Annotated in this window: 8 protein-coding genes; all 8 read right to left on the reverse strand. The window is 57.4% G+C overall.

The features are described 5' to 3' along the window. Positions 1-68: 68 nt before the first annotated feature. From MGMO_RS18460 to MGMO_RS18495, 8 genes are read right to left on the reverse strand one after another with little or no spacing between them, the layout of a single operon-like run. Positions 69-788 (reverse strand): phage tail protein, encoded by a 720-nt coding sequence (locus MGMO_RS18460; RefSeq protein WP_001297108.1) that lies wholly within the window; start codon positions 786-788, stop codon positions 69-71. A gap of 28 nt (positions 789-816) precedes the next feature. After that, positions 817-1,212, reverse strand: a complete 396-nt coding sequence (locus tag MGMO_RS18465; RefSeq protein WP_000683105.1) for a phage minor tail U family protein — start codon at positions 1,210-1,212, stop codon at positions 817-819. Further along, on the reverse strand, positions 1,209-1,787 hold the full coding sequence (locus tag MGMO_RS18470; RefSeq protein ID WP_000975070.1) for a phage tail protein: 579 nt from the start codon (positions 1,785-1,787) through the stop codon (positions 1,209-1,211). The genes MGMO_RS18465 and MGMO_RS18470 overlap by 4 nt, the downstream gene beginning before the upstream one ends. 11 nt (positions 1,788-1,798) lie before the next feature. Next, the gene (locus tag MGMO_RS18475; protein WP_000752979.1) at positions 1,799-2,152 is read right to left on the reverse strand and encodes a head-tail joining protein; all 354 of its coding nucleotides are present in this window, start codon (positions 2,150-2,152) and stop codon (positions 1,799-1,801) included. An 11-nt stretch (positions 2,153-2,163) separates the two neighbouring features. Next, positions 2,164-2,562 (reverse strand): DNA-packaging protein FI, encoded by a 399-nt coding sequence (locus MGMO_RS18480; RefSeq protein WP_000158919.1) that lies wholly within the window; start codon positions 2,560-2,562, stop codon positions 2,164-2,166. Positions 2,563-2,603: 41 nt separating this feature from the next. After that, a complete protein-coding gene (locus MGMO_RS18485) occupies positions 2,604-3,629 on the reverse strand; it encodes a major capsid protein (RefSeq protein ID WP_000063280.1) in 1,026 nt (341 codons plus the stop codon). 55 nt (positions 3,630-3,684) lie between these two features. Beyond that, positions 3,685-4,017: a head decoration protein gene (locus tag MGMO_RS18490; RefSeq protein WP_001297109.1), complete on the reverse strand. Its 333-nt coding sequence runs from the start codon at positions 4,015-4,017 to the stop codon at positions 3,685-3,687. A 9-nt stretch (positions 4,018-4,026) separates the two neighbouring features. Further along, the gene (locus tag MGMO_RS18495) at positions 4,027-4,983 is read right to left on the reverse strand and encodes a S49 family peptidase (protein ID WP_023490512.1); all 957 of its coding nucleotides are present in this window, start codon (positions 4,981-4,983) and stop codon (positions 4,027-4,029) included. Positions 4,984-5,091 lie beyond the last annotated feature (108 nt).

A 5,091-nucleotide genomic window follows, 5' to 3' on the forward strand; every position in this document is an offset into this window, starting at 1 on the left:
GTTGCAGACGGGCGATAATGCCGTTGTAACCGGCCCGAGGTTTTCAGGAACATCGCTGACTCTCCGGATTAACTGGCGGTGACGGTAATTTCTGCAACCGCAGCAAACTCACCATTACCGGATACAACCGGAATGTTGACCTTGCCTGCAGCAACGCCGTTCACGGTGATGGTCATACCACTGACCGACACGGTGGCTTTTGTTTTATCCGCAGACACCGCACGAAAGCTCTTGTCGGTTACGCCCTCCGGCTGGAAGGCCACGGTCAGCGTGGTGCTCTGCCCTTTCACCACCGAGGTGCTGGCAGGCGTCACGGTCATGCCGGTTGCCGCTGTTACCGTGCTGCGATCTTCTGCCATCGACGGACGTCCCACATTGGTGACTTTCACCGTGCGGGTGATCACTTCCTTCGCCGTCACCGCCTTACCGATACTGCTGACCCAGCCACGGAACACATCGACCGTGCCGTTCGGGAAGCGGATTTTATAGGCACGGGTATCGCCTTCATTAAACCACGCCAGCAGCGCCTGCTGCCCCTGCTCTCCGGGCATCCACGCCAGCGTGAAGCTGGTATCTCCGGCAGATTTCTGCCCCTGCCCGGTCGCAGTCCAGTCTGCATCTTCATCATCGAGATAGCTGTCGTCATAGGACTCAGCGGTCAGTTCGCCGGGCGTCAGGTCTTTAACTTTTGCCAGACGCGACCAGTCAACGTCTGAAAGCGGATTCGCGTAAGGGTCACCGCTCCCCTTATAAACCCACAGGGTGGTCCCGGCACCTTTCACCGGCATTGTAGGATTTGGTACAGGCATAGCGTCCTCACATTTCATAGGTAATGACATAAGTCAGATCGGCTGAACTCCACAAGCCCGCATCATCGTCGCGCCGGTAGTCATAGCCGCTGGCCACCATACTGGTGATCAAATCTGACAGTGCCGGGATATCGCTCATCACCGGATAAATCCGGGACTCCATCCACGCATCCAGCTCTGAATCCGGCACCTGAGCAGGCAGGAAAACTTCGATATGCAGCTCCGCCTGCCAGGTATCGCTGTCCAGCTCTTCGCCCGTGTATTCAGCGCCGGTGAGATAAACGGCAACTGCCGGAAAATCCGCCTCATCAAAAACAGCGGGGCGACCATCAAAAAACGTCGCCCCGGTGTCATGCTTCTCCAGTGCATCCAGTACGGCTGCACGGAGTTCAGTATGTTTCATCGCTTTATTACCATCCTCAGTTGATGCTGCAGCGCATAGCCCAGCTCTTTCGGAAGACGTTCACGCCGTATCCGCTCAATATTTTGTTTAAACGCCGTGGTCAGCGGCACCGCCATCGGGATTTTCACCACATCAATGGGGTAACGGTTTTTCCCAGCCACACGCTGCATGACATGCCACCGGCCATTTTTCAGTTGCTGAATAAACGCGCCGGGAATACGACGGTTACCCACCACAAGCACGCTGCCGCCACCTTTCAGGGATGAACGCTGCCCCTTTTTACGACGCCTGCGGCGCGAAAGGACAACCCGCGCATTACCCAGCTTGATTACGGGCAAATCCCCCCGGTTAACTTTGATTCTGGCCTGCGGATTTTTGACCGTGGCCCTTTTCAGCCTGGCCCTTTCCTTTACCAGTTTCCGGCGTACCTTTGTCTCACGGGCAACCTGTGACGCCGACTGCGATATCGCGGATGAAGCAACGCGGTTAATGGCCATTGCGGCGGCACCAGGCACCGCCGTTTTGCTGATACGGCTGAGGTTTTCAACGGCCTGCTCAAGACCTTTTATGGCCATACATCCCCCTTTCAGCGGCGACGGTTAACGGCAGGCGGTACGCCCCGTCCAAGCCAGAGATGACAACTTCCGCCATCATCCGGCGAAACCCGATCTACCCAGAAATTTTCCTCACCGATGGTCAGCGTGTCTCCACGCCGCAGCTGCCGCACCTCATCAGTCCGGACAAACAGGGACGGGCTGGAGCCTTCAACGCGCACGCCCTGTCCGGCATAGCTGATATTTTCAGGGTCATCAAAAACACCACGTATCACCGCACCTGACTGCTCACCGGATGTAATGGTGGCTGACGTTCCCATGTACCCGCGTATCGTTTCATCGGCGCGGGCAATGGCAGCATCGAACAGGTTATCGAAATCAGCCACAGCGCCTCCCGTTATTGCATTCTGGCCAGGCCGCGCTCTGTCATTTCGGCTGCCACACCGGCAGAGACACGAAACGCCGTTCCCGGCAGCACAAATGCCACAGGTTCATCCCGCGTGGCGTGAAGTGCATCAGTATGCAGCTTCACCAGTGCCACGACCGTGACCAGTTCAGACGTATCCAGAATCACGGTATCCGGCTGCGCTGATCCCACCTCATTTTCATGTCCGGTCAGCACATTTTCCCGGCTGAGAGGGGTGTCCTGACCGGCAGTTTCATCCGTGTCATCAAGCTCCTCTTTCAGCTCTGCCACACGGAGCGCCAGTTCTTCTTTCGTCCCCGTCAGGCTGACATCACGGTTCAGTTGTTCACCCAGCGAGCGGAGACGGGCAATCAGTTCATCTTTCGTCATGGACTCCTCCACAGAGAAACAATGGCCCCGAAGGGCCATGATTACGCCAGTTGTACGGACACGAACTCATCAGGGTCAGCCAGCAGCATCAGCGGTGCTGACTGAATCATGGTGAACTCACGCGCCGGATCGCCGGTGGTCACCCAGTTTTTCGGGTAACGGGCAGAGGCGTTAATGCCTTCGCGCTGTGCGTCCGCATCCTGAATGCAGCCATAGGTGCGCAGACCGCGTGCCTGAGTGTTCCCCAGCACCATCGTGTTGTCCGGCAGGAAGTTCTTTTTGACGCCGTTTTCCACGTACTGTCCGGAATACACGACGATGGCCACATCGCCATACATCCCCTTATAGGACACCGCTTTGCCCAGGTCTTTCACCGCTGTCTCCAGCTCGGAATTAGAGCCACGACGGGTATCCAGCTTCTCCTTGACGGCTTTGAAGGAACGGAACAGCGCCCAGCCTTTCGGATCGAACACGATGATATTCACCACACCGCTGGCGTTCAGCGCGTAGGCTTCGATATCGTCGGTCGGGTCATACGTGGACTTGTCACGCTTGCTCCACTCCGTGCCGCCGGACTGCGTGATGTTATTCTCCTCACTGCGGCCCATATCCACCTCAACCGGATCGAAGGCTTCACCGGTCATGGTGTATTTGCCCTTAAGCACGGCAGAAACTGCCTGCATCTCTTCGACCTGAGCAATGGCCAGCTCTTCGTCACGCATGTTCTGCATGATGATGCGACGGCGGCGGTAAGCCGGGTCCGCCAGATTCTGCGGATCTTCATCCGGCAGGCGACGCAGGGTCATCTGCGGATTCACTTCATGCTTCGGCTTGACATATCCCGGCGTAAATTCAGAGGTGGAGCCGCCACGGGAACGGATAACCTCACCGGAAACAATCGGCGAAACGTACAGCGCCATGTTTACCAGTCCCGGAATTTGTGAGAGATAGACTTTCTCCGTGGTGAAGGGATAGCTCTCACGGAAAAAGAGACGCAGAAACAGCGGATCAAACTTAAATTTCTGCTCATTTGCCGCCAGCAGTTGGGCGGTTGTGTACATCGACATAAAAAAATCCCGTAAAAAAAGCCGCACAGGCGGCCTTTAGTGATGAAGGGTAAAGTTAAACGATGCTGATTGCCGTTCCGGCAAACGCGGTCCGTTTTTTCGTCTCGTCGCTGGCAGCCTCCGGCCAGAGCACATCCTCATAACGGAACGTGCCGGACTTGTAGAACGTCAGCGTGGTGCTGGTCTGGTCAGCAGCAACCGCAAGAATGCCAACGGCAGCACCGTCGGTGGTGCCATCCCACGCAACCAGCTTACGGCTGGAGGTGTCCAGCATCAGCGGGGTCATTGCAGGCGCTTTCGCACTCAATCCGCCGGGCGCGGTTGCGGTATGAGCCGGGTCACTGTTGCCCTGCGGCTGGTAATGGGTAAAGGTTTCTTTGCTCGTCATAAACATCCCTTACACTGGTGTGTTCAGCAAATCGTTAACGGCATCAGATGCCGGGTTACCTGCAGCCAGCGGTGCCGGTGCCCCCTGCATCAGACGATCCAGCGCAGTGTCACTGCGCGCCTGTGCACTCTGTGGTGCTGCGGCCAGAATGCGGCGGGCCGTTTTCACGGTCATACCGGGGGTTTCTGCCAGCACGCGTGCCTGTTCTTCGCGTCCGTGAGCCTCCTCACAGTTGAGGATCCCCATAATGCGGCTGTTTTCTGCCGCAACCGCTGCGGTGATCTGCGCGTTCACGTCCGGCTGCGCCGCGCTGGCGTTCTCGCCCTCCGTCGCTGGCACCACGTCAGTAACGTCAGCCTGCGAAGCAGTGGCTGAAACAGTTGTTGATTGAGCCTCTTTGGTCATTCGCCCTCCTGAGAGACGGGATTTACGTGCATCCAGTGCATCACGCATGACGGTGATCGCATCGGTGCTGTTAACAAGTTCATCAGCCAGTCCGGCATCAATGGCCTCCTGACCGCTGTACACTGCAGCCTCGGTATCCAGCACAACCTGCACGGACAGGCCGGTATATGCCGACACCTTCTGCGCAAACATCTGGCGGGTTGCGTCCATCCGGGACTGCAGTGTCTCCCGGACGTCATCCGGAAGATGGCTGTAGGGGTTGCCATCCACCTTATGGCTGCCGCTGTAAATCAGCGTGATTTCCACACCCTGTTTCTCCAGCGCAGCACCGTAATTACTGTGAGCCATCATGACGCCGATGGAGCCTGTCCGGGCGGTCTGCGTGACCAGACGCCGGGAGGCGGCACTGGCAAGCAACTGACCTGCACTGCAGTTCATGTCGTTGGCAAGCGCCCATACCGGTTTTATGTCACGCACACGGGCGATGATGTCAGCGCAGTCAAATGCCCCCGCCACCATCCCGCCGGGCGTGTCCATATCGAGCAGAATGCCGTCCACCATCGGATCGCTGGCAGCCTGTTGCAGACGGGCGATAATGCCGTTGTAACCGGCCCGAGGTTTTCAGGAACATCGCTGACTCTCCGGATTAACTGGCGGTGACGGTAATTT

The sequence above is a fragment of the Methyloglobulus morosus KoM1 genome (assembly GCF_000496735.2).
Classification (GTDB): Bacteria; Pseudomonadota; Gammaproteobacteria; order Methylococcales; family Methylomonadaceae; genus Methyloglobulus; species Methyloglobulus morosus.